This window comes from Streptomyces sp. CB02959 (assembly GCF_002803155.1).
Lineage (GTDB): Bacteria > Actinomycetota > Actinomycetes > Streptomycetales > Streptomycetaceae > Streptomyces.
In genome coordinates, this window is sequence record NZ_NNBP01000031.1 from 32722 (window position 1) to 58086 (window position 25365).

Here is a 25365-nt window from a genome sequence, read left to right on the forward strand (position 1 = left end):
CACTGCCACTACCGCAGAAGAACCAGCTCAGGGCACGAACCGCTGCTGGAGTACTAGTCTGTGCGTCGGTTGATGGTCTGGGAATGGACCCAACAGGGCTTGTCGTCTTCGCCCTGTGGCCGGCCCGGCGGGTGTGCTGCACCGTCGGGCATGGCTCGGGTGCGCCACCGTTCAAAGAGATCTGCTGGTCGGCGGAGTTCGTGCCGCCTGGCGGGCCCGAGGAACCAGGAGATCAGCGTCGGCCGACGGCGTGAGCAGGGCGTTGTGCGCAGGGCCGGGTGGATCGGGGCGGAGTCGGCCCGGCAGACCGCGACGCCGTTGCGGTCGGGATCGGACAGCAGCAGCGGCGGTGGTCGGGGGCGGTCGCCTACCACTGGACGCCGGCGCCCTGGCCACCCGGTCCCGGGCCCGGTCGGGCTCAGGCGAGGATCAGTTGCCACTGCTGGTTGGCGGCACCGGTGCTGGTTTCCTGCTCAAGGCCGGCGAGGTCAGCCGTCGAGGAACCGACGACGCCGACCAGTTTCTGGCTTCGGGCGTTCACCAGGTTGACGTATCCGTCGCCGACGTCCTTCAGCGTCCACTGCTGGTTGGTCGCCCCAGTAGGGGTCCACTGGATGATTGCGGTGCCGTCCGACGTCGAGCCGCCGAGCACGTCCATCGCCAGGCCGGAGGCGCCGTTGACGAGCGTGAAGACACCTGGCCCGGCGGGTTGCAGCGTCCACGACTGGTTGGACCCGCCATCGGGCGAGTACTGGATCAGCCGTGTCCCGGCGGCGCCCGAGGCCGCGGGGTCGTCGATGGCCTTGCCGCTGCCGCGGTTGACCAGTACGAACCTGTCGAACGTCGCCGACTGTCCGGGCGGGAGGGTCACCCGCCTGCTCCACGCGGCCGATGCCACCGTGGTGGTGGCACTGGCCGGGCCGATGTTGTGCAGGGTGAACGAGGTCACCTGCCCCGCACTCCAGTCGAGGTCGACGGTGAATCCGCCGCGGACGCCGACTCCGCTGACACTGCCGGAAGCCGACCAGGCCGCCGGCAGCGCCGGGAGTAACTGAAGCCGACCGGGCCGACAGTAGACCAGCATCTCGATCACGGCGACGGGCAGGCCCATGTTGGCGTCGATCTGGAAGACCTGCCCGCCGTAGATGTCGAAGAAGTTCCCCGCGGTCCCGGTCGAGCCGTTCACCGAGGGAGTGAGGCCGTTGACGAAGCACTGGTAGGCATTCGCCGGGTTCTTCAGTCGCGACCAGCAGATCGAGCGCCAGGCAACACCCCAGCCGTAGCTGGTCATGCCGCGCGCGGTCAGCAGGTCTGTGACACCGGTGAGCAGCTCCGCCGGGCTCTGGTCGGCGGTGATCCGGTCCCCCGGGAACAGCCCGGCCAGCGGCGACAAATGGCGGTGGGTGATGTCGGAGGTGTCCAGGTCCTGCGGTGTCATCCACTCCTCCAGCCACCCGGTCAGGTTGCTGACCTGCGGCAGGTAGAGCCGACTCCGCAGCCCGCCGATGGTCGCGGCATAGGCCGCGTCCTGGCCGAGGGCGGCGGCCGCGGCCTGGTAGTTCCGGAACAGCTGCCAGACCAGCTCCTGCGCATAGGCGATGCCGATCGCGTTCGTCGGGCCATGCTCGGGTGACCAGTCCGCGTCGTCGACCAGCACGGTGTGGCTCACTCCGGCCGCATCCGTGTAGCTGGTCGTGATCAGCCGAGCCTCCCAGAACTGGCATGCGCCCTTGAGCAGCGGGTAGATCTTCGTGAGGTAGGCGGAGTCCTGCGAGTACTCGTAGTGGGCGTACAGCTCGTTGCACAGCCAGGCGTTTCCTGCCGGGTGCCACCACCAGCCGAGGCCGCCGTAGATGTTGGCGGAGATCGCGACGGTCCAACCTGCGATCCGGCCCGAGGAGTTGCGGAACCCGTTGGTGGAGGAGTTGAACAGTGCCCGAGTGTGCTCCTCCCACTGCGGTAGCTGGTTGACGCAGTAATCGGCAAAGGCCTGGTAGCAGGACGGCAGACCGGCCCGGTCCGGGAGCCAGTAGACCATCTGGACGTTGATGTCGGTGTGGTAATCGCTCATCCAGTCGGGCGAGTTGTCCAGCTGCCACGGTCCCTGGAGGTTGATCGGCAGGCTGGTGCGGGAGCCGCTGATCATCAGATACCGGCCGAACTGCACGTAGGCGGCGTGCAGTTCCGGGTCCGGTGCTGCGCCGGAGGCGTGCGCTGCGGTCAGTCGCCGGTCGGTCGGCAGAGCTCGCTGCGCGGCGGTCGAGCGGCCGAGGTCGAGCGTCATCGCCTGCTGCAGCGGCTGGTAGTCGGTCAGGTGGTTGCCGAGCAGTGCGGACGCGCCGAGGCCGACGGCTCGGGATGCCTGGTTCGCTGCCACCTTTGCCGGCGCGATGGTCGGGTCCATGAACCCCGCTGCTGTGGGGGAGTAGTCCGTGCCGCCGCTGACGACGAGCAGGACGTCGGTGCAGTTGGTGAAGGTCACCGCCGTACCAGAGGCGCTGACCGCGCCACCGGTGCCGGTCGCCTGGACCAGTGCCGCGTAGGCAAGGCCGTTGGCGAGCGTGCCGGTGAACGACGCCCCGGCCGATCCGGGGTTCGCGGTGGTGCGTTCGGCGTGGGTTCCGTTCAGACTGAGGGTACCGGTGTAGCTGCCGCCGCCGCTCTGGCTCAGATGGATGACGATCACGTCGTCCGGATGACTCGCCCAGACGGCACGGCGGTAGCTGACACCGCCGGCCTGGTAGGACACCGATGCCAGGCCGTTGCTCAGGTCCAGCTGCCGCCGGTAGCCGCTGACGGCGGAGCCCGAGTGGGCGGGAATGCTCAAGTACGCCTTGGCGAGCAGTTGCTGCGTGCCGAAGTCGGCGGCGGCATAGGGGAACTGCCCGCCGGAGTCGAGGGAGGCGTTGGCCGTGCCCTCCCAGAAGGTCACGTCGGTCACGTGGTAGGCCTCGTACCCGGGATCGCCGGTGAGCAGGGCTCCGATCCGACCGTTGCCGACCGGCAGGCCCGTTGCCATCAGCGCGGACTCGGTGCCCGGCGAGGTGTACCAGAGCACTGTCGCCTGGTCGGCCGGCACCAGACCCGCCGCCCTCGCGGTGGACGGGGTTGCCGCTGCGGCACGTGCGGTGAACGGCGGCAGTGCCGGCACTGCCAGCAGTGCCCCGAGGGTGGCTGCGCCGCGCAGCAGTGATCTGCGCGAGAAATGGGCTTCCGACACCAGAGCCTCCAACGAGAGATCGAGCAGGCGCTCACGACCCACGGCTGTGTGTCCAGTGGCAAGTTGACAGGGAGACATGTTCGAACGTGTCAAACATGGAGCCAAAATGAGCAACAGTCAACAACTCTGAACAGAATCGCGCGCAATGCTGCCCGGGGCCCGGAATCGGCTGCATGGCCGTGGCTCGATTCAGGGTGCGCCGTACAACGTGGGCGTCGTACCGCGCGGACCACGCTCGAACAGCTCGACTCCCAGCACGGTTTCCAGCTCGCGCAGCCCGCGCGTGAGGACCGGCTGCGTCACGTGCAGGTGCTCCGCCGCCTTGAGGAGGCTGCCCTGCTCGGCGATGCGGTGATCGGAACGAGATGACGCAGCTTGAGGCGTACGTTGGGCAGATCGTCGGGGTGCATGAACGCCCCTCTCCAGCAGCTATGCCTGATCGGGCATACCGATGAGCGGAATAGGCATTATTCAGGCATGGCTCAGCTCGCCAAGATACTCGTACGAGAAGGCGCTGCGGGACGGCGGAAGCTTGGAGGCCATCGGTATGAGCGACGTGCGGCCCGCACAAGCGGGCCCGCGGCGCTGGGCGCACTACGTCAGCGGATGGTTCAGTGATCGGAACGGTTCTTGAAGCGGACGCCGGAACGGCTGACCGTGCGGTGCGGGCCGCGCGGTCGGCCCTCGACGGGCCGTGGGGCAGCAGCACGGTGGAGGAGCGCGCTTCCTCCGTCCACCGGGCTGAGCGGCAGCCGCCCTTGCGGTTGGGAGCGGTCCGCCCCTCGCTCCGCCAGCGTTGGGCCCTCAACGCCACGAGGTCTGCGTCGCCAGCACGCCGTCGCGTTCGACCTTGCGGCCGCCGACGTAGAAGGCCGCTGGAGATACCGTGCCCCGATTGTCCGAATTCTCGTTGAGGCAGGTCCTCCAGCGGCTGAAAAAGCACACACACGGGCGGCAGCGCTGCGTGGTGCTCACCCTGTGGGCCGCCTCCTACGCGCGCAGTGTGGACCAGTCCGTTCCCTTGGGCCGCCAGTACTGCAGGTTGATGCCCTTGGTTCCCTGGAGTTCGATGGTGGCGTACTCGTTGTCGGAGAACACCCAGTAATGGGTGCTGGTGGAGGTTTCTGACCCAGGCACCTTCATCACGGAGTCGATGACGCTCCGCCCTTTGGGGGAGGGCCAGTAGTCGATGATGCTGCGCCAGTCCTGGACCTGAGTGCCGGCGGTTCCCTCGAGTTTGGTGTTGGCGTCTGCGGCGCCAGCGCGACCAGTGCAGAACCGTGGGCTCGACACCCTCGGGGCGGCCCGTCAGTGGCCGGGAGGGGTCTCGGTCCAGACACAGACTGCGGGGATGTCTCCCGGGTTGCTGTAGCGATGCGGTACGGAGGAGTTGAAGCTGACGCAGTCACCGGGCGTGAGGTGGTAGTGCACGCCGGCGATCCAGTAGTCGAGTTCGCCGCTCAGGAGGAGTCCGACTTCTTCGCCTCCGTGAGTGTGGGGGTTGTCGCCCGAGGAAGCACCTGGCGCGACCTCCAGCAGCATCATTTCGAGTTGGCCGCCGTGTTTGGGGTTGAGGAGGGTGTAGGTCACTCCGGGCACTCCCGCCCGAGTGAGTTCGACTCGCTGGTCGGGCCGGGTGAGCGCCGAGGGTTCCCGGTCGAGTTCGCGGAACAGTCGGCTGAGTGTGGTGCCGAGGGCGTCGACGATGGTGCGCAACGTGTTGATCGTCGGGCTGTTCACATCACGCTCGACGTTGCTGAGGTAGCTGCGGGACAACCCCGTCTTGTCGGCCAACTTCTCCAGCGTGAGGCCGCGCGCCAGGCGCTCACGGCGCAGGTGCTGGCCGATCCCGTTATTTTCCGAGGTCCCCGGCGCTGCGGGCACGGGTTCTTCGGTCGACACCGACCCCTCCTCCAGTAAATGCGTCACTGCGTCCATCATAGTGGTTGGAGGGGATGTCCTGAATGGTTTACGCTCCGTCGTGTATATGCGACGCACGTGTGTGTCGGTGACTACTCCTGGCTTTGGAGATCGGATGGATCGCGACATGACTACAGACAAGGGCCGGGCCCGACTGCCGGAACTGCGCCTGGACCGTGGCACGCTGGAGCACAATGTCCAGGTCATGGCTGCCTGGTGCCGCAACCATCGTGTTGAGCTGGCTCCGCACATCAAGACCACCATGACGCGCCCGGTCGTCGAACGGCAGCTGTCCGCCGGGGCATGGGGCGTCACGGTCGCCACCGTGGCCCAAGCCGCCATCGCCCTGGAATGGGGGGCGCGGCGCGTCATCGTGGCGAACCAGGTGATCCACCCCACTGATCTTGAAATCGTCCGGCAATGGCTGGATGAGGTGTCGGATCTTGAGCTTTACTGCTTCGTCGACTCCACAACCGGCATCGACCTCGCCCGTGAAGCCCTGGCAGGGGCCGCCAGCCCGCTGCGGATCCTCATCGACATCGGCACCGAAGGAGGCCGCACCGGCGTGCGGGACCCAGCTGCCGCCGGTGGGCTCGCCCGAGACGTCCATGCCTCACCGGAACTACTCCTCGCCGGCGTCGCCGGCTACGAGGGAATCCGCAGCAACCTGCGGGATGCCGCCACCCTCGCGGCCGTCGACGAGCACTGCCGGACGGCGATCAAGGTGTTTCGCAGCCTCACCTCACTGTTCGAGATCACGCAGCCGGTCTTCAGCATGGGCGGCTCCGCCTTCCCCGACCGTGTCGTACGCGCCGTGGCTGCTTACTTTCAACGTCCCGACGCCCTGCGGATGGTGCCCGTGCTCCGCTCCGGCTGCTACGTCACCCACGACCACGGCACCTACGAGCACGTCTCGCCCGTGCCCGACCTGAAGCCAGCGCTCACCGTCCGGGCGGTCGTACTCTCCACCCCGGAACCGCAGCGTGCCGTCATCGGCGCCGGGAGGCGTGAACTGCCCTACGACGCGGGCCTGCCCGTCCTCCTTCGCGCCCACGACGCACTCGGCGCGCCACGGCCGTCCGCCGCAGCAACGGCGTCCCAGATCTACGACCACCACCTCGTCCTCACCCAGGCACACGGGCTGCAGGTCGGAGACCAGGTCGACCTCGGCATCTCCCACCCCTGCTCAGCTTTCGACCGCTGGCCCGGCATCACCGTCGTCGACGGCGACGACCGCACCGACGAGGTGTGGCACCCGCAATTCCACTGATCATCAAGTCCACCCGCCCCACTCCGGCATTCGCCGCCAGGATCCATGCTCCGGGCATGATCTGTTTGAAGACGGACCCTAGCTAGCCGCCGTGCAGTACGTCTTCCAAGACGCCCGGGCCGCCTTCGACGACCACCGTCCCGTCATCGACCAGATCGCCCGCACCGCGGTATGCCTGCGCGGCACCGCCCCGACGACGGCCCGCGCGGAGGCCCTGGCCACCCTCACCCGACTCGGCGCACCGTCTGCCCGCCCGGCTCTCCGGCGGCGAACTCCACCGCGCGGCCCTCGCCCGCGCCCTGCTCGCCCGCCCCCGGATCCTGGTCTGCGACGAGGTCACCTCCGGCCTGGACACGGTCTCCCGCCGCAGCCTCCTCGACCTCCTCGCCGGACTGGTTCGCGACCGCGGCGAGATGTCCCTGGCACTTATCACCCACGACCTGGACACCGCCCGCCTGGCCCACCACATCGCCGTACTGGACGCCGGCGAACTCGCCGAACAGGGCCCCGCCGAGCGGCTCCTGACCGCGCCGCGGCACCCGTTCACCGTCTCCCTCATGCAGACGGTGGCCGCGCCGGACACTGCGCGCTGAGATCAACGAAGCGGGGAGGCCGTCAGCAGGTCGGTCCGGCGATGTCCTGCGTGCCGAGCACAGTGAGCAGGTCGAGGAGGTCGGTGCTGTCGGTGCCGACCGCGGGGGGTGAACCAGAGCAGCCGCTGCCGGCCCTCCTCGCTATCTGCTCCGAGGGCTGGGATCCGGCGCCGCGTTCCAGTTCGTTGTAGTAGTCCACCGATGCACCGGCGAGCTGGGCGACCCCCACCGCCGGCGGCCGTGCAGAGCGCCGTCGATACCGGTGGGTCACACGGCATCGGCCGAGCGGTCTCCCGCCGGCGCGCCCAGGACGGCCTTGCCGTGGTGGTGAATCACGCCCGGGACGCGGCGGGTGCCGAGGAAAAGGTGGCGGTGATCACGGCCACCGGCGGGCGGGCCATCTCCGCGCAGGCGGACGTGGCGGACGAGCACGCGGCCGCCGCATGTTCGATCGGGTGCGGCCGGCGCAGGCGCAGCCGGTGATCTTCGCGAGGTAGCGCAGGTGGCCGCGCTCGGCGGGGTCGAGGCTGAGGGCGTCCGCGAGCGCGTGGACCACGGCAGGGGAGGCGGTACGGGGCCCGCGACACCACCGCGGGCCCCGTATGCCTGGGCAAGGCAGGGGAGGCATCGGTCACGCCCGCACGGGCGTCGGCCTGGAACTGCCGGGACTACTTGACGAGTTTACCGATGGCGTTGGCCTCCTGGACCTGGCTGGACAGGAAGTCCCACGACAGGTTGATGTAGCCGCCGTCGCCCCAGTTGCTGCCCCAGGAGTTCTCGACGCGGACGCCCTGGTTGTTGTAGCCGACGATGGTGATCTCGTGGCCGCCCAGGACCGGGTCCTCGGCGCCGCCGGGCTGGTACGAGTAGTCGGCCGCCGTCTGCTGGGTGATGTCCTGGAAGCTCTGGTGCACAGGGAGGGAGATGGCGACCGGTTCGCCGTCGGCGAGGGCCTGCTTCACGTCGGCCTGGATCTGGTTGCCGGTGTGCAGCTGGGTGTGGCCCGACAGCTTCCAGTGCGCGGCATTCTGGCGCTCGGCGTCGGTCGGCTGGGTGGTGAAGTCGAAGTCGCCCTGGGTGTAGTCCGACTTCGAGTCGACTCCCTGCGACTCCGCGATGCTGAACGTGTCGTCCGGGGTGCTGCCCTGGTCGTTGCCCTTGGCTATCTGGGCGTAGGTGTACATGGGGGCCTGCGGGCCGCCGGAGATGCCCTGCTGCTTCTCCTGGATGCTGTAGCCGGAGTAGTCGATGGCCCATGACACGCAGGAGCCGACCCTGCCTTGATTGCCCGGGGTGATCGCGTACTGGCTCAGGTCCACGCTGTCCGGGACGCCCCCGGGCGCGCCGCCCTCGTGCGGTGAGAGAGCCGCGAGACGGGAGACGACCGAGGCGTGCGTCGAGAGTGCGCTCGCCTTGCCGCCGGACGGCAGCTTGGCGCCGAGTGCGAAGTGGTGGTGTGCGTCGCCATGGGAGGCGAACGTGCCTGAGGCCGAGGCGATGCCGGCGGACAGGGCGGCGACGGCGCCGGCGGCGGCCATGGCGATGGCGGCGCGGGTTTTCGTGTGCGTCTTCTTCTTGTGCGAGGGGGGCATGTGGGGGGTGTCTCCTCAGGGGCGGACGTTCTGTGACCCGGTGCGGGTCACGGGCCGCCGACCGGGGCCGGCCGGCGGAGCTTGACTGGGCGGGGAGCCTGGACGCGCTTGGGATCCGGTGGTGCCGGGCGCCGGAGTGCGCAGCCGGGGAGGCCGGGGTTCGTACGAAACCGTTGGGATGCGTGTCGCACCGCGCGGTGGCTGAGGCGGACCCGCCGGAACTGCTGACCTGCGGTACCGAGCAGATACTCAACAGTCTTGCCCAGAAGGGAAGTTCAGAAGGTGATCCAGTCGGTGGTACGCATTACGGCTGCGGCGCAGTGGTCCGGGGTGCCTGGCTATCGCGCGGGTCGGCAGGTTCGCGGGACGGCGCCAGGGGTGACCGTGGCCAGGGGCCGGGGTGCGGCGGTGGGTGTGCCGGGGCGGCGCGGTGGGGATCCAGGCGAGGTCCGCAACGGAGTCTCCTTGCGTATGGCAGCAGCCCGTGCTCGACGGCCGCCGGGGGCGGTCGTGGTGCTTGGGCGGCTCCCATGGGTGTGGGGGGAAGGAGCCTGCAAATGACGGACTGCCGATCATGGAGAGTCCGGCGGTGATGCCGGTGGAACTTCTGTTCGGCAGGCCGATTGGGGCAGGAAGTTATGCGGCTCACGCGTCGGGTGTCAATGGCCGAAAGCCTTCAGGGGGCGGGTAGTTGGTGCATGTACGACGCGAATGTCCCGAAGATGTCAAGTGTGTTGGTGTGAGCTAGTGAGGTAGGGGGTGTTCGCCGCCCGTCGGCGGGGCGGTGCTGGCGGCGTGCGGGGTGGTGCCGGCCGTGGGTTCGCTTCCGTGACCAGCGGGGACGCGGTTGGGGGTGTCCGGTTGGGCAGGGGCGACGCCGCCGTCGGAAGCGGGCGGGATCGAGGGGCGGAACCGGCCCGCTGGACAGCATGCCCGGAGCTGGCTGCGCTGCCTTCTTTTCCCTTCCCTTTTCTCATTCATGGGGTTGGGAAGGTGCATGCAGGATGCCGATGCGGCGCTCGACACCAAGGTCTGCTCCAGGCGCTTGACTTACATCGGGAGCGGACGCGCCGGGATGTACCGCCTGTTGGGCGCGAGCGACGTCGACGCCATTGGCCAGCCCGGACGCGGACGGCCACGACGTGCGGTATGTCCTCGAACAGGACACGATTCTCACCGCGGAACCGCCCCTCGACGGTCCCGACGGTCCACTGTTGTCAGGCTGCGCTGCAGGGCAGCCCCAGGTCGGGTCTTGTGGCACCTCCTGAGAGACGTCGGCCAGGTTGGCTCCTGTGCTGCTCTGCCTGTGGCGCCTGAACGCCAGCTGTGACTGCGGTGTCGGCGTTGAGCTTGGTGTGCACGGGCGCCACGATGGGGTCGCCACGGCCCGCCTCGTAGCCGAGGTTCGGCAGGGGGAAGCGGCCGTCTCCCTCAGTGATGGTGTAGAGCGTCTTCATGGCCTGGAGCCCGGAATGGGTACGAACACATGCAGTTGGCGCCCATGGTGCGGGCCAGCCGGCGCACCGTCTGGGCGTTGGACAACTCGCTGGGCCGGGCCGTGACCGTCAGCATGAGCGAGCTGAGCCGGCCGTCGGGTTCGTCCTCCGACGGCACGGCCAGCATCTCGTACATCTACTGATGGACGAGGACGGCGTGGGCGATCTCCTCGTCTTTGGCGCGCCGTGTCGGTTCGGTGAGCTCTGCGATCAGCTTGTCGGTGTTGGCCTCCGCAGAGACGGTCAGGTCGATGTCCTGGAAGCCCTCAGGGACCAAGAGCTCAGCGGTAGATCGATCGTGGCAGTGGCCACGGTGGTACTCCTCTCAGGAAACGGATACGACCAGCCCTGTCCCGGGCCCCGCCGCATCGATGAACGGGGCCGTCTCGGCCGTTGAACGCCGGCCGGGACAGCCGACCGGCAGCAGAGTCCGTGGGCGTACGGGCAGGTGGGAAGGCCACGGCGGGTGCCCCGCCACCCGTTCACAGCCGACGGCGGGACTGCCGTTCGGGAGGGGCGGCGGTCTGCCCGGCAGCGCTCCCGCGCCGGTCGGGAGCGCTGTGGCGGTGGGCTCTACGGCTGGGCCATCTCGATGGAGCGGAGGCTGCGCAGCGTACGGCCACCGGCTACGTGCTGGGACGGGTAGAGCACCTGGATGTTCACGGTGAGAGGTGCGCCGGGCTCGATGGTGTGGCCGTCGTCCGGCGTGGTGATGACGACGGACCCGTCGGTGCCGTCCTTGACCACGTCGTACCACCGGGTGAGGGCATCAGTGGCGGCAAGGCGATCGGTCTTGCCGCGGTCGACGGCGCGTTCCGGGGAAGCGGCGATCCACTCGCGGGCGACCAGGGCCGCTTGGGGAGTGGTTGGCAGAGCGTCGGGCGCGTTGCCGAGTCCCGCGTCTCCGGTGGCTCATCAGGCATTCACGATGACATGTCCGGACTGCGGCGCCCATCACCAAGGAATCTACACACAAGCATCACGGGAGGCTCGGATGGTCTACGCGTCGAAACCGTGGTGTGCCGTTAGCGTTACTCGCCGCTCGATCCCGCGTGCGAATTTTGGTCAGGTCGTCGGCGCCCCTGGCGGCGCAGTCAGCACAGAAAGATCCCTGATGGACTACTGCTCGTCGTGCAGTCGGACTCTCAACGGGGCACTGGTGTGCCCCGGGTGCGGCGATTACGCCCCGGACATAGCCCCGCCTACCCACCGCCGACACGCAGCGGTGGCCGCCCCCGCAGCGTGGGACGCCTGGCATGCAGCGGGCTCCGAGGCTCCTGGGCGCAACCAGGGCTCGGGGGCTCACTACTCCGATGCCGCCCCCATCGCCGACGGCGCATCGGGGGGCGAGCTGCCGGACGCGTCGGAGGCCGGTTCGTTCGGCGGCCCCGACGTCACGGCCTCGACCGGTCAGGGACGAGCGGCCCGGCGGCGCCAGCTCGAACGTTGGAAGAAGCATCGGCGCCGGGCTGCGGCCGCGACCGCCGTTGCCCTGGTCGGCGGCGGCCTGACCGTCTCTCTGCTACAGAACAAGCCTTCCGCCGGCCACACCCAGGCGGCCACGACACCGGATCCGGAGCGCGGGTCCGATTCCGGAACCACGACGCTCGCCTCCGTACCGGGGGCGGATCCGGGCACCCCGGCCGCACAGCACCCCGGCACCCGCCCGCCTGCGACGGCCGACCGCGATCGGAACACCACTGCGACGCCTCCCTCCGCCGCGACGTTCCGGCATCCGGATTCCCTTGCCGTGCCCCACCCGGCCGCGGCGCCGCTCACGACGTCGCACGGCACGCCCACGCCAGCCGAACGACCGCACGTCGACCATGCCGCCGCGGCAGCACCGGCACCCACCGCGCCCGCACCCACCGCCCCCGCGGCCACCTCGACCTCCGGCGCGGGCAGTACCTCCCTGACGCGCCCCGCACCGGCCGCTTCGACACCGCCAACCGCCCAGCCGGCGTCCCCGACGAACATCTGCCTGCTGGGAATCGTCTGCGTCGGCTCCTGACCGACGCCGCAGAACCGGGAACTGGGTCCGGGGCACGCCTGCTCGACCACACCGATCCCGGCATCGGGAACGGCCGTTGTCACTCCTCGATGCCTGGGAGGGGAAGGACGATCGTGACGAACCGTTGGTGGAGCAGCATCGGCTCTTCGTCGGTGAGCACGTCCGGCGTTGGTGACGCCTGGTCGTTGAGCGATGTGTGATGGAACTTGCGGAGCGGTTGGCGTCGGCTGAGTTGCCGGAGTTGCTTCGGCGGGTGCTGCCGCCGCCGACGGACGTGACGCGTCCGCAGGTCGGGGACCGGTGCACCGAGCCGGCACAGCGCGCCAGCGAGCGGCCGACCGGACGAAGCACGCCGTTGTGCTGCGGCTCTTTCGAGTCGGACCAGGTCCAGTGGGCGGGCCGTTGCGATGGATTCCGGTGGCCCGGGACGTTTCGCCGTGCCGTGAGCAGCCAGGTCACCGGAGACAACGCTGGTGAAGCTTGGCGAATTGTGGTCGCCCATATCCACTCCGACCTGTTGCCGTGCGCCGTGCTTGGATCGTCGTCGATGTGCAGAAGGACTTCTGCGAGGGCGGCACCGTTCCGGTGAAGGGCGGCGCGGACCGGGCCACCGGACTGCGGACTGTTGCAGGCCGCGGTGGACGCGTCTGAAACCCCTACGAACCGGGGGGAGTCGAGCAGCGCCTGGATCCGGCAGCAGAAGTGGTCGGGCTTCTTCTCCGCTGGCCTGTGCAGCGCCGCTGAGCGAGACGTTTTTGGAGGATGAGCGCCCTGCGGGGGGACGAAGCCGGAGGAGGCGCATTTCGTCCAGGTCGGGCGCGACGTCACCATGAGCCAGGAGTACATCGACCAGGGCAAACTGATCCTCAAGATCGGCATGGCCGCGGTGTGCCCCGCGGAATTCATCATCCGGCAGTCCAGGCAAGACACGGCTGCGGTCGCCTGACCGACCCAGGTCTGTGCTGGTCTGGTGCAGTGCCCGCCGGTTCAGGGCGGGCACCGGCAAGCCTGGTCTCAGCTGTATGACCCCACGATGCTTCCACGGGGCATTGAACCGCTCGCCGATCGCGTCTCGGCGGTGTAGGCCGAACAGTGACGGACCAGAGCCAGAAGCTCGTCGCGCAGGATGTCGACGGCGGTTTAGGTAAGGGAAGCAGGGTTCGGTGAGCGTCGCCGTCCTTACTACGGGTGCCTGTCGGCTGTCGTGGACGGGTCAGGCGGCTTGGGGCGCGGTTCGGCTCGTCGTGTTCACGGGTGGGCAGCCGTTTTGGTGATCAGCTGGGAACTCGATGGGCGTTCGCCCCGACTACTGGAGCGGGTGGCGGAGGTTCGTCCGCCGCTGCCGAGTGGATCTTGGAGGGTTTCAATGCGTTCTCGTGTGTGGGGCGGTGCGGCGGTCGTCGTTCTCGGCGGCCTGTTGGTGGCGGGCTGTGGGAGTGGAGCGAAGGGCGCGTCGGACGGGGGCAGTGGGAATGCCGGGAAGGCCGGCTCCGGTGACTACCCGGTGTCCGTCACCGATTGCATGGGTGAAGAGACCACCTTCTCCGAGGCCCCGAAGAAGATCGTTACCAGCAACGCCTCCAGCCTGGAGCTGCTGCTCCGCCTCGGAGCCGGCGACAAGGTGATCGGTACGGGCTTCCCGCCGGGCAAGGGGGCCCTGCCCGGCGCGCTGGACGCGCAGGCGCAGAAGGTCAGCGTGCTCGGCAAGGGCGTGATCCCGAAGGAGAAGCTCCTCGGCTCCGGTGCCGACCTGTACATCGACACGTTCGCGGCCATGGGCGGGATGGGCGGGGGAGGGATGGGCGGGGGAGGGATGGGCGATGTGCCGACCGAGGAGGAGTTCAAGGCGGCCGGGATCAAGCACATCTACCTGAAGTCCACCGCCTGCGCCGCGCGGAGCAAGAGCCCGGTGACGGACCTGTCGGCGGTCGAAGCCGACATCACCTCGCTCGGCGCGGTCACCGGCACGAGCGCCAAGGCGAAGGCACTCGTCGCGGGGATGAAGGCGAAGGTGGACGCCGTCCGGAAGGTGGTCGGCGGTACGCCGGAGGGCAAGCGGCCGACGTACTTCTTCTTCGACTACGAGGCCGGTACCAAGCAGCCCACCGTCATCTGCAACCGCCAGGTTGCCAACGCGGTGATCACCCTGGCCGGCGCCCGCAACGTCTTCGCCGCCTGCGACGGTGACCGCAAGCAGGTCGGTTGGGAGGACGTGATCGCCAAGAACCCGGACTGGATCCAGCTCGGGGTACGCAACCGGGGCAGCGCGGCGGCGAACAAGAAGGCGTTCGACGAGGCGCAGCAGTGGCTGGAGACCAATCCGGCCACCAAGGGCATGAAGGCGGTCCAGGAGGGCCACCTCCTGCGCATCGGATCCGAGCAGACCACCATCGCCGGGGTCGAGAACGCCGACACGGTCGAGACGATCGCCAAGACCCTCTACCCGGGCAAGGTCGGTTAGTCGTGCTCTCTACGTTTTCCGCGTCTCGCCGCAAAGCCATGGACGGGAGTCGGGACGACGGGAGTCGGGACGATGCGAGCCGGGGCGTGCGGAGTCTGCCCGCCGGACCGCTGGCGCTGGTCCTCGGCGTGGCACTCCTTGCTGCCCTGACGGTCGCGGTGGCCTGGGGTTCCACGTCCATCCCGCCCGGCGAGGTGTGGAGCGTGGTGGGGCGGCGGCTGGTCGGTGAGGGCCCGCGGCCTGGCACGGACGACCTGATCGTGTGGCAACTGCGGGTCCCGCGGGCGCTGCTGGCCGCGCTGGTGGGGGCCGGGCTCGGCCTCGTCGGTACGGCGGTGCAGGCGCTGGTGCGCAACCCGCTGGCCGACCCGTACATGCTGGGCATCTGCAACGGGGCGTCGCTCGGTGCGGTCGCCGCAATCGTCCTCGGCCTTGGCGTGGGCGGGGCGCTGGGCCTGGCCCTGTCCGGCGCGGCCTTCGCCGGCGCTCTGGCCGCGTTCACCCTGGTGTGGGTCATCGCCCGGCGGGGCGGGGGATTCGCGCCGTTGCGGCTGGTGCTGGCCGGGGTGGCGATCGGCCAGTTCCTGTCCGGCTTCACCAGCTATCTGGTGTTGCAGGCCGGGGATGAGCAGCAGACGCGCAGTGTGCTGTTCTGGCTCATGGGCAGCCTGAGCGGTGCGAGCTGGCCGCTGCTGGCGGTGCCCGCGGTCGTGGTTCCGGCCGGCCTGCTGTGGCTTCAGGCGCGCGCCCGGGCGCTGAACGCCCTGCTGATGGGCGACGAGACGGCGGCGGGGCTCGGCGTCAACGTCACCCGGCTGCGCCGGGAGCTGTTCGCGGTGACCAGTGTGGTGACCGGCGTCCTGGTGGCGGTGTCCGGTGCGATCGCCTTCGTCGGTCTGATGGTGCCGCATGCCTGCCGCCTGGTCGTCGGCGGCGACCACCGCCGGCTGCTGCCGCTCTCGGCGCTGTTCGGTGCGCTGCTGCTGGTGGTGGTCGACCTCGTCTGCCGTACGGCGATGGACTCGCAGGAGTTGCCGGTCGGCGTGGTCACCTCGCTCATCGGTGCGCCGGCCCTGTTGTATCTGCTGGACCGGCGCCTTTGGAGTGGCAGTTGAGAATCGAGATCGAGGACCTGGACGTCGCCTACGCCGGGCGCACGGTCGTGGCAGGGGCCCATCTGGTGGCGGCCGAGGGCGAGATCACCGGTCTGGTCGGGCCGAACGGCAGCGGCAAGTCCACGCTCCTGCGCACCGTCTACCGGCACCTGAAGCCCACCGCGGGCCGGGTGCTGCTGGCGGGCACCGACCTGCGCGAGCTGTCCGCAGTCCAGTCGGCGCGGCATGTCGCCGCGCTGCCGCAGGAACGGGGCAGCGACTTCGAGCTGACCGTGGGCGAGGTGGTCGCGATGGGGCGCACGCCGTACAAGCGGGCCTTCGCGGGCGATGACGCCGTCGACCGGGAGATCATCGCCCGGGCCCTCGCCGACGTCGGGATGGAGGCGGCGGCCGGGCGCCGGTTCACGACCCTGTCCGGCGGTGAGCGCCAACGCGTCCTGCTGGCCCGCGCGTTCGCCCAGAACCCGGACGTCCTGATCCTGGACGAGCCGACCAACCACCTCGACATCCGCCACCAGGTCGAACTGCTCGCCCTGCTGCGCGCCCAGCGCCGTACGACACTGGTGTCGCTGCACGACCTCAACGCGGCCGCCGCCGTCTGCGACCGGCTGCACGTCCTGCACGCCGGAGCCGTGATCGCCTCCGGGCCGCCCCGCGAGGTCCTCACTCCCGGCCTGCTGGCCGAGGTGTTCGGGGTGCGGGCGGCCGTGGTCGACCACCCCCTCACCGGTGACCCCCTGATCGCTTTCGACCACCGGGCGCCGGCCGGCACGGAGACGGCCACGGCGGTGGAGGTAAGCACCGTACGCACCGGCGGTTGAACGCGGCCGGGCAGGACGGCGATTGCGCCTCGCCGATGGCGTCCTGCCCGGCCTGCGGTTCCGGTTGCTCAGGCGGCGACCGGGTCGGCGACGCCGTAACCGGCCTCGACGATGGCCGCGCGCAGCCGCTCGTCGTCGAGGTCCGTGCCGTGCACCGTGACGGCGTTCGCGGCGAGGTCGACCACGACCTCGTGCACGCCCGGCACCTCGGAGACTTCTTCCTTGATGCTTGCCGCACAGTGCTCACAGCTCATGCCGGTGACGGTGTACTGCTTCTGGGCCATGGGAGAACTCCTGGGTGTCTGTGGGCTTCCGGTTGCATACCGATCCGCGGGTGCGGACGGCGAGGGCGACGCCCTCACCTAGGAGTCGGCCGGGTGGAGCATGGCGTTCCACGGATAGGCGGGGGAGTGCGGCCGTTCCGCTCGCCGATCCCGACGCCGCCAACGGAACCCGACCCGTCGTGCTGGTCAGCCCGGAAAACCAGCCTGCCGGTCATTTTCTTGAGCGGAGCCGGGAACTCACCTTCGATTCCTCACGACTCCTCAGACGGGACTGCTGTCAGGCAGTCCGCTCTTGAGGATGAGGGGTGGAAGGGTGACACATCACGGTCCCGGTGCGGAACCGCCCGGTCGCATACCCGCCGGCGAGGACCGCTGGTCCCTGGTCGCCGTGTCGGGTGTGCTGGCGTTCGTGGCGATGCTCGACATGAACATCGTCAACGTGGCCCTGGCGGACATCGCCGACGGTCTGCACGTCTCCACCGCGACCGCCCAGTGGGCCGTGCTGGGCTACCAACTCCCCGTTGTGGCCTTGCTGTTGCCGGTCGGGCGATGGCTTGACGGGGTGGGGCTGCGCTCCGCTGTGCTGACCGCGACCTGCGGGTTCGGTCTGTGCAGTGCCCTGGCCGCCGCCGCGCCTTGGGCGGCTTGGCTGATCGCCGCCCGCCTCGCGCAGGGTGCGTTCGCGGCGGTGCTCTTCGTACTGATGCCGGTACTGGCGGTCCGTTCCGTACGTCCGGAGAAGCGTGGGCGGGCGATGAGTGTGCCCGCCACCCTGGGGCCGCTGGGCGCGGTGGCCGGACCGGCCGTGGGCGGGCTGCTGTTGGACCACTTGGGCTGGCACACGGTTTTCCTGGTCAAGATCCCCTTCTGTGTGCTCGCCCTGGTCGTGGCCTGGAAGGTCATGCCGCGGGACGGCGGGCTGCGCCGGCCCGACCGGCGGTCGGTGGCGGACGCGCTGCTGGTGGCCTCGGGCGTGGCGGTCCTGCTGCTGGCGTTGACCCTGGCGTCGGACCGCCCGGCGTGGCTGGTGCTCGCGCTCGCGGCGGTCCCGGCGCTCTGGTGGTGGCTGCGCGGTCCGGGGGGTCGGCCGGTGGCCGGTGTACTGCGGGCCACGGGGTTGTTCCGGGCCCACGGCGCGGTGCTGTCCCTCGCGGCCGGATTCGCCGCCATGCACTACGTGGTCGCTCTGCACTTGCAGCGTGACGACGGTGTCAGCGCCACCACGACCGGGCTGATCGTCCTCGCTTTCCCTCTCGGGATGGGCCTGGCCGGGCAGATCGGCGGACGCCTCGCCGACAGGTACGGTCCCCGGCCGGTCGCGGTCACCGGTGCCGCCGTCACCGCCACCGGCCTCCTTCTGCTGGTCCCGCTGGGCGACGGCTGGTCACCGCTGGACGTGGCCTGGCGGCTGGCGCTGGCCGGCGTCGGCATGGGCCTGAACGGCGGCCCTACCCAGGCCCTGGTCATGGGCGCCGCACCACGGGACCGGACCGCGACGGTCGGGTCCACGATGCAGCTCGCCCGCACTCTCGGCTTCACTCTCGGCCCCGCCCTGGCCACCGCCGCCTGGGGGCTGGCCGGCCCCGGCGAGGGCGTACGAGCCGGGCTCGCGCTGGCGGCCACGGCCGCCTGTCTCGCGGTGCCCCTGATCGCCCTGCCCGGCAGAAGAAGACTCGCGCCCGTGCCCGAGAAGACGACCGGCGCGGCGCCCGCCGCCCGTAACTGACCCAGGAGTCACGCGTATGTGCGGAATCACCGGCTGGGCGTCCTTTCACCGCGACGCCCGCACCCAGGCCCCGGTCATCGAGGCCATGACCGCCACCCTCACCCCGCGCGGCCCGGACGCCGGCGGCGTCTGGCTCGGCGAGCGCGCCGCGCTCGGCCACCGCCGCCTGGCCGTCATCGACCTGGCCGGCGGCGTGCAGCCGATGACAGACCGGCGCGACCGGCCGACCCTCGTCCTCAGCTACAGCGGCGAGGTCTACAACCACCACGCGCTGCGGGCCGAACTCCGCGGCCGGGGCCACCACTTCCGTACCCGCAGCGACACCGAGGTGGTACTGCGCGCCTACGCCGAGTGGGGCGAGGCCGTCGCCGACCACCTGGAGGGCATGTTCGCCTTCGCCGTCTGGGACGAGCGTGCGCAGCGGCTGCTGCTGGTACGCGACCGCCTCGGCGTCAAACCGCTGTTCTGGGCCGCCGTCGACGGCGGCCTGGCCTTTGCCTCCGAGCCCAAGGCCCTGTTCGCCCACCCGGAGATCCGGCCCCGGGTGGACGCCGACGGGCTGCGGGAGGCGTACAGCCTGCTCTTCAACACCGGGCCGACGGTGTGGTCCGGGGTGCGGGAGGTGGAGCCCGGCGGTCTGCTCGTCCTGGACCGGGACGGCATCCGCGAACGCCGCTACTGGCAGCTGGAGGCCGACGTCCACGGCGACGACCGGGACACCGCCGTCGAGCGGGTCCGTGCGCTGGTCGGCTCGGCCGCCCGCAGTCAGCTGGAGGCCGACGTCCCGGTGTGCAGCCTGCTGTCCGGCGGCATCGACTCCACCGTCCTGACCGCGCTGCTCGCCGACGAACTCCGGCTGCGCGAGGGCCCGGCCGCCCGCATCCGCTCCTACGCCGTCGACTACAGCGACCAGGTCGAGCAGTTCACCGGCGACGTGCTGCGCACCGGCCACGACACCCCGTACGCCACCGAGGCCGGCGCCTTCATCGGCACCGACCACAGCACGGTCGTCCTCGACCCGCACGCCCTGCTCGACCCCGAGCACCGGAAGGCGGTCGTTGTGGCTCGGGACTCGCCGATCGGCGTCGGCGACATGGACACCTCGCTGTACCTGCTGTTCGGCGAGATCCGCAAACACTCCACCGTGGCACTCTCCGGTGAGGCGGCGGACGAGGTGTTCGGCGGCTACCCCTGGTTCCACAGTCCGAAGGCGCTGGCCGCGGACACCTTCCCATGGCTGCTCGTCAACGGCGACGACGCCGCGATGCCGCTCAACCCCGAACTCGACCTGAACATAGGGGAGTTCCGCCAGGACACGTATCGCAGCGCGCTGGCCGCCGTACCGCATCGGGACGGCGAAACCCCCGCCGAGCGCCGGCAGCGCGAGATGCAGCACTTGTCCCTGACCCGCTGGCTGCGCCAACTCCTTCACCGCAAGGACCGGTTGAGCATGGCCCAGGGCTTGGAGGTGCGCGTCCCCTACTGCGACCACCGCCTCGTCGAGTACGCCTTCGCCACGCCCTGGGCGCAACTGAGCTTCGACGGCCGGGAGAAGAGCCTGCTGCGCGCCGCCGGCGCCGGGCTCGCGCCCGACTCCGTACTGCACCGGCCCAAGAACCACTACCCGGCCACCCACCACCCCGACTACAACCGCGGCCTCCAGGACCTGGCCCGCGACGCCCTGTCCAGCGACCAGGTCCGTGCCCTGGCCGACGAGTCCCGCCTCAAGCCCGCTCTCGACACCCCGCCCGACCTGCTGGTGTGGGGCCACCGCCTCCGCCTCGAACGTGTCGTGGACCTGGCCCTGTGGCTGGACCACCACCGACCCGAACTCGCCCTCTGAGGAGCCCTCGTATGACCATCCAAGAGCCACCCCTGCCGGCCGTGGAGCCGAAGCCGCGGCCCGAGCCCCTGCCCGACCCGGTCCCGCTGACGGGCTGCCCCTACAAGAGCAACCCCTACCCGCTCTACGAGCGGATGCGCGAGGCCGGCCCCGTCCACCGCGTGCTCTTCCCCAGCGGCGTACAAGCCTGGCTCGTCACCGGCTACGACGCAGCCCACGCCGCCCTCAATGACGATCGCCTGGGCAAGAACCACGACCGCGGCAACGACCGCTGGCGCGCCCGCGCCTCGATCATGCCCGAACCCCAGCACTCCCAGCTCCAGGCCCACCTCCTCCACCAGGATCCGCCCAAGCACACCCGCATGCGGCGCTTCGTCACCGACGCCTTCACCCCCCGCCGCATCGAGCGCCTGCGCCCCCGCTTCCAGGAGCTGGCCGACGCCCTCATCGACGCACTCCCCGAAGCCGGCCCCGCCGACCTCGTCGCCGGCTTCGCCGCACACTTCCCCTTCCAGGTCCTGGCCGAAGTCATCGGCCTGCCACAGGAGTTGGCTGACCGCTTCGACCGCGACTGGGGCAAGGTCGTCCAGCCCGTCGGCCCCACCGACCCCGGCCGCCCGCTGTACGAGGCCCGGCTGCACGGCCTGCAGAGCTACATAGCCCAGGTCGTCGCCCACAAGCGCGAACACTGGGACGACGACCTCCTCAGCCGCCTCGTCGTGGCCCGCGACCGCCGCGAACTGTCGCAGGAGGAGCTGGACTCCATGATCTTCCAGCTCCTCGTCGCCGGCCAGGAACCGGTCACCAACCAGATCACCACCGCACTGGTCGCCCTCTTCCGCCACCCCGGCCAACTCGCCCGCCTGCGCGACGAACCCGACCTGCTGCCCCGCGCCGTCGAGGAACTCCTCCGCTACGACAGCGCCTTCGAACTGACCACCTGGCGCTTCCTCGACAAGGACGAAGACCTGCACGGCACCCAAGTCCCGGGCGGCGACTCCGTGATCGTCTCCCTGTGTGCCGCCAACCGCGACCCGCGCCGCTTCCCCGACCCCGACACCCTCGACCTCGACCGCACCCCCAACCCGCACCTCGCCTTCGGCCACGGCATCCACTTCTGCCCCGGCGCGGCCCTCGCCCGCGCCGAACTCCAGATCGCCCTGGGCGCCCTGCTCGCCCGGCTCCCCGGCCTCCACCTCGCCATCAGGGACGAGGACATCGAGTGGATCCCGGCCGTCCTCGGCCGCGGCACCAACCACCTGCCCACCGGCTACGACCGGCGCCTCTGACGCGCCTCTGACGCCAGTTCCGGCTGACCGGGTCCGGCCACACCGCCCGACCCGGACCCGCCTGATCACCACCTCATTCGCCTGACAGCGCCTGGCCGCCCCCTCGCCACGGCGCCATGCCGTCATGCCCGCACACTTCCCGCTCTCTGCTTCCCGGAGGAACGACATGCCGCCGACAACCGCGCCGGACGCTCTCCCCACGAGACTCGGCCTCGCGATCCTGAACCTGCTCCTGCCATACCACCGAACGACCGACCAAGGCCCCGCCTCCGCCGAGAGGTTTCCGCACCAACTGCGCCAGGTCGCCGACTTCGTACGCGACGACGCCCCCGTCACGTTCACCCTGCCCGGCTTCCCCTGCAAATCCCCCAACCCCGCCAAAGTCCTCGGCCACCTCCCCGACCAGGGCGAACGCCTCTCCCTCGGCTTCCTCAACGCCCTGTGCACCGAGATCGAGCGGATCTACCCGCCCGGCGCCCGCATGGCCATCTGCTCCGACGGCCACGCCTTCGGCGACCTCATCCGCGTCCCCGACGAGCACATCGACGCCTACGCCGACGAACTCCGGACCCTCATACATGACATGGGCCTGACCAGACTCTCCGTATTCGACCTGCGCGACGTATTCGGCAACCTCCCGCACGACACCAAACGCGCCCACCTCCACAAGAGCTACGCCCCCACGCTGGACGCCCTGCGCGCCGAGGTCCGCACTGACGACAACACCCTCGCCCTCTACCGGGGCATCACCCGCTTCCTCGTCGAGGACACCGCCGACCACGCAGGCACCCGCTCCGCCCTCCAGCGTGAGTGCCGGCAACGCGCGTACGGCGTCATCCAGCGCAGCCGCGCCTGGGGCGACCTGATCGCCGACCACCACCCCCGCTCCGTACGCCTGTCCATCCACCCCCAGCCCATCGGCGCCCGCAAGTTCGGCATCCGCCTGCTGGACGCGCCCGACGCCTGGACCACCCCCTGGCACTCGGCGGCCCTTCGCCGCATCGACGGCACCTGGACCCTCATGCCCCGGGCACAGGCCGCCGAGCTGGGCCGCCTGATCGAGTGCGACGGCCGACCCAGCCACTTCGAGCAGGACTGAACAGGACTGAACATGACTGGCAGGACTGACATGACTGACATGACTGATCGGGCTGGCTGAACCATGACGCGATACGCCTGGAGCCTGGGCGTGGGACCCGTACGCCCCAGGCCCGCCCGCCGACGAGACCGGCCGATGGGCGTCGACGATCAAGCTGACGCCGAGCGCTCAGGCGCACCATCAGCGGTATTCGGCCACCCCGCGTCCGAAAGCGTCCGGGCTCCTTGTCATGATGTCGGCGCCATGCCTGTCTCCGCCGCTGTGCGATGTGTCCGGGCCGCGGTGTTCGCCGCGGTCTGCGTCGTGCTGTCCGCGGCAGGGCATGCGGTGATGTCCGGCCCGGCGATACCGGGGTGGGCGCTGGCGGCAGCCGCGGTAGCGGTGTTCGTGTGCGCCGGGCTGGCCGCCGGCCGTGAGCGGTCCCTGCCGGTCATCGCCGGCGGGGTGCTCGCCTGTCAGGGCGGACTGCACGTGTTCTTCTCCTGGGCGCAGGGGATCGTGACACCCGCCCAAGTGCCTGGCAAGGCCGCGGCCTGGGCCGATCTGCTGCTGTGTGGCCACCCGGGCCCGGCGGGATCGACACCCTTCCTCGACCGGCCGATGCGGCAGGTCGTGCGGGCTGCGGGCATGGACTGGGGCAGTCCGCCCGTGAGCCGGCCCGCCGGGGGCCCGGCTCGCGGCGGTTCCCCGGCCGGCGCCATGCACTCCATGCCCGCCATGCACCCCATGATCGGCATGCACTCCATGGCGGGCATGCGCACCATGACCGCCATGCACCACGCCGACGTCGGCATGCTGGCGGCGCACCTCCTGGCGGGCCTGGTGTGTGCCTGGTGGCTGCACCGCGGGGAACGTGCGCTGTTCGCGCTGCTCGCGGCTCTGGCCGCCGCCCGCTGCTCACCGCCGCGGGCTCGGCCTTCGCGCACGTGACGGTCCACCCCGACAGCTACCCGAAGGGCGCCACCGACGGCACCCTCGCCTTCCGGGTCCCGAACGAGGAGGACAACGCCGACACCACTCAGGTCCAGGTCTTGTTGCCCACCGACCATCCCATCCCCTCGGTGCTCGTCACTCCTGAGCACGGCTGGACGGCGCAGGTGAAGACCACCAAGCCGAAGAACCCGATCAAGACGGACGACGGCACCATCAACGAAGGCGTCTCGGAGATCACCTGGACCAAGGGCAGGATCGAGCCCGGCCAGTACCGGGACTTCAGCGTCGCCTTCGGCCAACTTCCCGACATCACTGTCCAGTTGGCCTTCAAGACGCTCCAGACCTACTCCGACGGCAAGGACGTGCGCTGGATCGAGGTGCCGGAGTCCGGTCAGGCGGAGCCGGAGAACCCGGCGCCGGTACTGAAACTCACCAAGGCCGCAGACGAAGCCGCTTCCTCCGCCTCCGCGGCTCCCAAGGCTTCCAGTGCCGCCGCGAGCGACGCGACCACCCGGAACCTGGGCATCGCGGGCCTGATCGCGGGAGTCCTGGGCATCGGCACGGCCGCCGTCGCCCTCTACCGCAGCCGCCTCCCCCGCCCGCAGCGCCCGTAGCCAACCGGGACGCCGGGCACGCTCTGGTGGGGCGGACGCAGTGCTGCCACCGCCCTACCAGGGCTTCCACGAGAGACCACTCGGGCTTGGAGATGCACCTCGCCCTCACCCTCCCAAGTCGGCGAGGCGGCTGGCACGATGTCCAACGTGACTGCCGGGTCGGTTTTACGCGCCGTGCGCGCCGCGATCTTCGCGGTGGTGTGCGTGACGACCGCGGGTTTGGGGCATGCGCTGATGTCTGAGCAGCCCTTGCCCTGGTGGGCTCTGACCGCCGCAATCGGCACTACGGGCTGGGCGGCCTGGTGGCTGGCGGGGCGGGAGCGCGGCGCGTTCGCCGTGACCGGTTCCACCGTGGTGACCCAGCTCGGTCTGCACTCCCTGTTCAGCTTGGCGCAGGCGTGCCGGGCCGGTACGACCGTCGCGCTCGCGCCCGAAAGGCAAGGGGTGGCGAGGCTGTCGCGCGGTGCGTCGAGCGCCGCTCCTGCGTCCGAGCCGCAGGCGTCGGCGGCCCGGATACTGCACCAGGCCGGCCTCGACCCGGGGACCGTCCATGCGTCCCCACCGACGCCGATGGACGCCATATCCGGGATGAGCGGCATGGCGGGCACAGCCGACATGCCTGCGACCTCCGCCGCGCACATGGGTCATCTGGCCACCATGCACGGTGATATGAGTACAAGTCAGATGCAGCCGATGCATGCCGGCCACGGAGCGCCCGGCATGTTCCTCGCCCACGCGCTGGCCGCGCTGGTGTGCGGGCTGTGGATGTGGCGCGGTGAGGCGGCCGCGTTCCGGCTCGCCCGCAGCGTGGCTGCGGTGCTGTTCGCGCCGTTGCTGCTCGTCCTGACGAGGCTGGGGCCGATCGGCCGGAATCCGTCCAAGTGCCCGGTGGGCGCCGCAGGGCACGTCGCGCGCCTGCGCGGGGTGCTCCTGCAGTACGCCGTCTCCCGCAGGGGCCCGCCCAGGCACTCCATCTGCTGCTGACCACCGCTCGTCCTGGAACTGCCCCGGCGCCACCCGGGAGTGCGCAACGCCGCCGTCGACGCCGTTGATGCGTTGATGCGAATGGCGTCGATGA

Annotated in this window: 23 protein-coding genes and 3 pseudogenes; 16 read left to right on the forward strand and 10 right to left on the reverse strand. The window is 70.2% G+C overall.

Going from position 1 to position 25365, the window contains the following annotated elements; genetic code table 11:
* Window positions 1-418: 418 nt before the first annotated feature.
* The 5 genes from CG747_RS37395 to CG747_RS47580 form a co-directional block, all read right to left on the reverse strand.
* On the reverse strand, window positions 419-3220 hold the full coding sequence (locus CG747_RS37395) for a glycoside hydrolase N-terminal domain-containing protein (RefSeq protein ID WP_219621596.1): 2802 nt from the start codon (window positions 3218-3220) through the stop codon (window positions 419-421).
* A gap of 189 nt (window positions 3221-3409) precedes the next feature.
* Window positions 3410-3523, reverse strand: coding sequence for a LysR family transcriptional regulator (locus tag CG747_RS50110; protein WP_257980994.1), 114 nt, complete (start codon window positions 3521-3523; stop codon window positions 3410-3412).
* A gap of 501 nt (window positions 3524-4024) precedes the next feature.
* Window positions 4025-4195 carry a hypothetical protein gene (locus CG747_RS50115; protein ID WP_180985867.1) on the reverse strand — a complete coding sequence of 57 codons (171 nt, stop codon included), beginning with the start codon at window positions 4193-4195 and terminating at the stop codon, window positions 4025-4027.
* A gap of 15 nt (window positions 4196-4210) precedes the next feature.
* Window positions 4211-4357: a hypothetical protein gene (locus CG747_RS48430; protein WP_180985868.1), complete on the reverse strand. Its 147-nt coding sequence runs from the start codon at window positions 4355-4357 to the stop codon at window positions 4211-4213.
* Between the two features lie 171 nt (window positions 4358-4528).
* Window positions 4529-5122: a cupin domain-containing protein gene (locus tag CG747_RS47580; protein ID WP_180985869.1), complete on the reverse strand. Its 594-nt coding sequence runs from the start codon at window positions 5120-5122 to the stop codon at window positions 4529-4531.
* 145 nt (window positions 5123-5267) lie between these two features.
* Between CG747_RS47580 and CG747_RS37420 the strand changes: the two genes are divergently transcribed.
* Both CG747_RS37420 and CG747_RS37425 read left to right on the forward strand, forming a co-directional pair.
* Window positions 5268-6410: an alanine racemase gene (locus CG747_RS37420; protein ID WP_100606357.1), complete on the forward strand. Its 1143-nt coding sequence runs from the start codon at window positions 5268-5270 to the stop codon at window positions 6408-6410.
* Between the two features lie 82 nt (window positions 6411-6492).
* Window positions 6493-7003 (forward strand): annotated as a pseudogene (locus CG747_RS37425) (ATP-binding cassette domain-containing protein); the annotation flags it as partial.
* A 142-nt stretch (window positions 7004-7145) separates the two neighbouring features.
* Here CG747_RS37425 and CG747_RS37435 read toward each other — a convergent pair.
* Window positions 7146-7274: pseudogene (locus tag CG747_RS37435) on the reverse strand (transcriptional regulator); the annotation flags it as partial.
* On the opposite strand from CG747_RS37435, the gene CG747_RS37440 reads away from it, so the two are divergent.
* Window positions 7244-7486: an SDR family NAD(P)-dependent oxidoreductase gene (locus CG747_RS37440; RefSeq protein ID WP_374701864.1), complete on the forward strand. Its 243-nt coding sequence runs from the start codon at window positions 7244-7246 to the stop codon at window positions 7484-7486. The pseudogene CG747_RS37435 and the gene CG747_RS37440 overlap by 31 nt on opposite strands.
* A 185-nt stretch (window positions 7487-7671) precedes the next feature.
* On the opposite strand, the gene CG747_RS37450 is transcribed toward CG747_RS37440, so the two are convergent.
* Window positions 7672-8595 (reverse strand): C1 family peptidase, encoded by a 924-nt coding sequence (locus CG747_RS37450; protein WP_100606358.1) that lies wholly within the window; start codon window positions 8593-8595, stop codon window positions 7672-7674.
* 1486 nt (window positions 8596-10081) lie between these two features.
* Between CG747_RS37450 and CG747_RS48435 the strand changes: the two genes are divergently transcribed.
* A complete protein-coding gene (locus CG747_RS48435) occupies window positions 10082-10234 on the forward strand; it encodes a hypothetical protein (RefSeq protein ID WP_180985870.1) in 153 nt (50 codons plus the stop codon).
* On the opposite strand, the gene CG747_RS48440 is transcribed toward CG747_RS48435, so the two are convergent.
* Window positions 10228-10368, reverse strand: a complete 141-nt coding sequence (locus CG747_RS48440; RefSeq protein WP_180985871.1) for a hypothetical protein — start codon at window positions 10366-10368, stop codon at window positions 10228-10230. The genes CG747_RS48435 and CG747_RS48440 overlap by 7 nt on opposite strands.
* A 296-nt stretch (window positions 10369-10664) precedes the next feature.
* Window positions 10665-10838 carry a hypothetical protein gene (locus CG747_RS48445; RefSeq protein WP_180985872.1) on the reverse strand — a complete coding sequence of 58 codons (174 nt, stop codon included), beginning with the start codon at window positions 10836-10838 and terminating at the stop codon, window positions 10665-10667.
* A 478-nt stretch (window positions 10839-11316) separates the two neighbouring features.
* Between CG747_RS48445 and CG747_RS37455 the strand changes: the two genes are divergently transcribed.
* The 5 genes and pseudogenes from CG747_RS37455 (at window position 11317) to CG747_RS37475 (ending at window position 16499) form a co-directional block, all read left to right on the forward strand.
* Entirely contained in the window at window positions 11317-12102 is a 786-nt protein-coding gene (locus CG747_RS37455; protein WP_100606359.1) for a hypothetical protein, read from the forward strand.
* A gap of 522 nt (window positions 12103-12624) precedes the next feature.
* Window positions 12625-12738: pseudogene (locus CG747_RS37460) on the forward strand (nicotinamidase); the annotation flags it as partial.
* A gap of 730 nt (window positions 12739-13468) precedes the next feature.
* Window positions 13469-14563, forward strand: coding sequence for an ABC transporter substrate-binding protein (locus CG747_RS37465; RefSeq protein WP_100606360.1), 1095 nt, complete (start codon window positions 13469-13471; stop codon window positions 14561-14563).
* A 38-nt stretch (window positions 14564-14601) separates the two neighbouring features.
* Window positions 14602-15678 carry an iron ABC transporter permease gene (locus CG747_RS37470; protein ID WP_100606361.1) on the forward strand — a complete coding sequence of 359 codons (1077 nt, stop codon included), beginning with the start codon at window positions 14602-14604 and terminating at the stop codon, window positions 15676-15678.
* Entirely contained in the window at window positions 15675-16499 is an 825-nt protein-coding gene (locus tag CG747_RS37475; RefSeq protein WP_100606362.1) for an ABC transporter ATP-binding protein, read from the forward strand. Before CG747_RS37470 ends, CG747_RS37475 begins: the two co-directional genes overlap by 4 nt.
* A gap of 68 nt (window positions 16500-16567) precedes the next feature.
* Here CG747_RS37475 and CG747_RS37480 read toward each other — a convergent pair whose 3' ends face one another.
* On the reverse strand, window positions 16568-16783 hold the full coding sequence (locus tag CG747_RS37480; protein WP_100606363.1) for a heavy-metal-associated domain-containing protein: 216 nt from the start codon (window positions 16781-16783) through the stop codon (window positions 16568-16570).
* Window positions 16784-17096: 313 nt separating this feature from the next.
* On the opposite strand from CG747_RS37480, the gene CG747_RS37485 reads away from it, so the two are divergent.
* The 7 genes from CG747_RS37485 to CG747_RS37515 all read left to right on the forward strand — a co-directional run bounded on the left by CG747_RS37485 (window position 17097) and on the right by CG747_RS37515 (window position 25271).
* The gene (locus CG747_RS37485; protein ID WP_100606364.1) at window positions 17097-18509 is read left to right on the forward strand and encodes an MFS transporter; all 1413 of its coding nucleotides are present in this window, start codon (window positions 17097-17099) and stop codon (window positions 18507-18509) included.
* 16 nt (window positions 18510-18525) lie between these two features.
* Window positions 18526-20352 carry an asparagine synthase (glutamine-hydrolyzing) gene (gene asnB / locus CG747_RS37490; protein ID WP_100606365.1) on the forward strand — a complete coding sequence of 609 codons (1827 nt, stop codon included), beginning with the start codon at window positions 18526-18528 and terminating at the stop codon, window positions 20350-20352.
* Window positions 20353-20363: 11 nt separating this feature from the next.
* Window positions 20364-21641 carry a cytochrome P450 gene (locus CG747_RS37495; protein WP_100606366.1) on the forward strand — a complete coding sequence of 426 codons (1278 nt, stop codon included), beginning with the start codon at window positions 20364-20366 and terminating at the stop codon, window positions 21639-21641.
* Between the two features lie 166 nt (window positions 21642-21807).
* Window positions 21808-22740, forward strand: a complete 933-nt coding sequence (locus CG747_RS37500; protein WP_100606367.1) for an L-tyrosine/L-tryptophan isonitrile synthase family protein — start codon at window positions 21808-21810, stop codon at window positions 22738-22740.
* A 243-nt stretch (window positions 22741-22983) separates the two neighbouring features.
* Window positions 22984-23670 (forward strand): hypothetical protein, encoded by a 687-nt coding sequence (locus CG747_RS37505; RefSeq protein WP_146022222.1) that lies wholly within the window; start codon window positions 22984-22986, stop codon window positions 23668-23670.
* On the forward strand, window positions 23574-24287 hold the full coding sequence (locus CG747_RS37510) for a YcnI family protein (protein WP_374701865.1): 714 nt from the start codon (window positions 23574-23576) through the stop codon (window positions 24285-24287). Before CG747_RS37505 ends, CG747_RS37510 begins: the two co-directional genes overlap by 97 nt.
* A 147-nt stretch (window positions 24288-24434) precedes the next feature.
* The gene (locus CG747_RS37515) at window positions 24435-25271 is read left to right on the forward strand and encodes a PE-PGRS family protein (protein WP_146022223.1); all 837 of its coding nucleotides are present in this window, start codon (window positions 24435-24437) and stop codon (window positions 25269-25271) included.
* The last annotated feature ends 94 nt before the right edge of the window (window positions 25272-25365 follow it).